This is a genomic window from Pedobacter sp. (assembly GCF_045628745.1).
Taxonomy (GTDB): Bacteria; Bacteroidota; Bacteroidia; order Sphingobacteriales; family Sphingobacteriaceae; genus Pedobacter.
Genome location: NZ_JAZQPU010000073.1, coordinates 1 through 2143, shown reverse-complemented (window position 1 = coordinate 2143; position 2143 = coordinate 1). Strand labels below are relative to the sequence as shown.

Here is a 2143-nt window from a genome sequence, read left to right as displayed (position 1 = left end):
ATAAGTCGTTTAACGAAGGTATAGTTACCGTAGAACTAAGAGGTTCATGCAGTGGCTGTCCTTCTTCTACCATCACTTTAAAATCAGGGATACAAAACCTGTTGCAAAGAATGGTACCAGAGGTAAAAGAAGTGGTTTCAGGAGCCCTTTAAAATTTATAATTTCAATACAAAAGATCCTGTATCATGATAAATGGTACGGGATTTTTCTGTTATAGGCACCTTAACGACAAGTAATAATTTCCTGATCGGTGAGCTAGTATTCAGAGGGCATTGGGAGGGCGTTCCTATATCCTGGGGATATACAAAGGCCCTATGAAGGCCCTCTGAACGCCCTCTGAACGCTATGGTAACTATTAGGTTCAGAATAACTGTAAGCCAGGTGAAAATAGCTTTTTTCAATCCTGTTTTCGGAATTTAACACCATAAAAAAGGGGCCGTATCATTTTTCAACGATACGACCCCTTTTGTTTTGAGCTATGAAGATATTATAATTTGTAATTTGATGCAGTTAAGCTTTGAAGTGGCGGTCCATAGCGGCTAAAATTTCACCATCGATAAGCGCATTTGTCGCTAAAATCTGTCTGCTTTCCAAAAATTCTGTACCACCTGTAAAGTTAAGCACCCTGCCCCCTGCCTGCTGTACAAGGAAAGCACCCGCAGCTACATCCCAGGCATTGAGGTTATACTCATAGAAAGCATCGAACCTGCCACAGGCCACATAAGCTAAATCTACCGCAGCAGAACCTATTCTTCTTACACCATGACAACTGCGCATCATTTCTGAAAGCAGCGCCATGTATTGCGCCTGTTGCTCAAAGTTATAATAAGGGAAACCCGTGCCCAGCAAACTAGCTGCTAGTTTATTGTTTTTAGAAACGCTGATCACTTTGTTATTCAGGTAAGCACTACCGCCTTTATAGGAATAGAACATCTCTCCCCTATTGATTTCGTAAACGATACCCAATACAGGTTCATCATTTTCATACAAAGCAATACTGATGGAATAAGTGGGCACACCGTGAATAAAGTTGGTTGTGCCATCTAAAGGATCAATGATCCAGTTATAGACCTCACCTTTACTGTTTACGGTTTCTTCTTCAGTGGTAAAACCTGCATCAGGAATTAATTCTGCCAGGTTAGCCACCAAATGTTCTTCGGCAGTTTTATCTACATAAGAAACCAAATCATTCAGGCCCTTGAATTCGATTTGCTGTGCATCGAAATTCATGGATTCTTTTCTTATAAAATTACCAACGAGGCGGGTAACCGCTATCACCTTGGTACATAACAATTCGTAATCCACGTATTTTTAGTTTAGTATGCTTTTAACTTATCTTCGTTTTTTAACGAGTAGATCACCATAGAAAGACCGCTGATGAATAAGATGGCGGAAATTAATTCTGCCTGCGTAAAGGCAATTCCGGCAACGTTATATTTAGTATTCACCCTGATTAATTCTACCAGGAAACGCTCGGCACCGTTTAACATCAGGTAAATACCAAACATCATGCCCGGGATTTTGATGCGGTGACGGATTTGCCACAACAATAAAAATAGCACGAAACAAAACAGCGCTTCATATATAGGGGTTGGATAAACCGGTAGCGGTAATTCATGACAAAAGCGGCCCACACAACCTGCGATAGGATCGCCATCGTTAGCCACATTATTTGGATAGGTATAAGCCCATAACCAATCTGGCAGCCAACTAAAAGGCTTAGGGTTCATGTTCACGATACCCCAATCGCCATCGCCAGACATCTGGCAGCCAATTCTGCCTACACTATAAGCAAGCATCATTCCCGGACCACCCACATCTAACATATGTAAAGGTTTGATGCCATTTTTTCTGGCGATATAAATAACCGCAGCACCGCCGCAAATTAAACCACCATAAAAGGTTAAACCACTGAAAGACAACAAGCCACCAATAGGATCTTGTACAAAAGTATCCCAGTGTTCAAGGTTATCGAATATTTTAGCACCAAGGAAACCCCAAACTGCAGCCCAGACAATTAAATGTCCCATCAATTGATAAGGATGTGTAGTTACTGTAACTGTTTTTGGTTGAGCAAGCTGATGTCTGCCTTTTTCTTTATGATCCCAATAAGCAAATAAACCTGCGAAAAACAAACCACCCA

3 protein-coding genes are annotated in these 2143 nt (G+C 41.2%); 1 reads left to right on the top strand and 2 read right to left on the bottom strand.

The features are described from left to right. On the top strand, positions 1-152 hold a 152-nt coding region (locus ACR2F7_RS03440), incomplete at its 5' end, for a NifU family protein (protein WP_432712195.1). A 358-nt stretch (positions 153-510) separates the two neighbouring features. On the opposite strand, the gene ACR2F7_RS03435 is transcribed toward ACR2F7_RS03440, so the two are convergent. Together ACR2F7_RS03435 and ACR2F7_RS03430 are read right to left on the bottom strand one after the other, a co-directional pair. Continuing rightward, on the bottom strand, positions 511-1305 hold the full coding sequence (locus ACR2F7_RS03435; protein WP_432712194.1) for an inositol monophosphatase family protein: 795 nt from the start codon (positions 1303-1305) through the stop codon (positions 511-513). Positions 1306-1316: 11 nt separating this feature from the next. Continuing rightward, positions 1317-2143 (bottom strand): prolipoprotein diacylglyceryl transferase (locus ACR2F7_RS03430; RefSeq protein WP_432712193.1); only part of this gene is annotated, 827 nt, incomplete at its 5' end.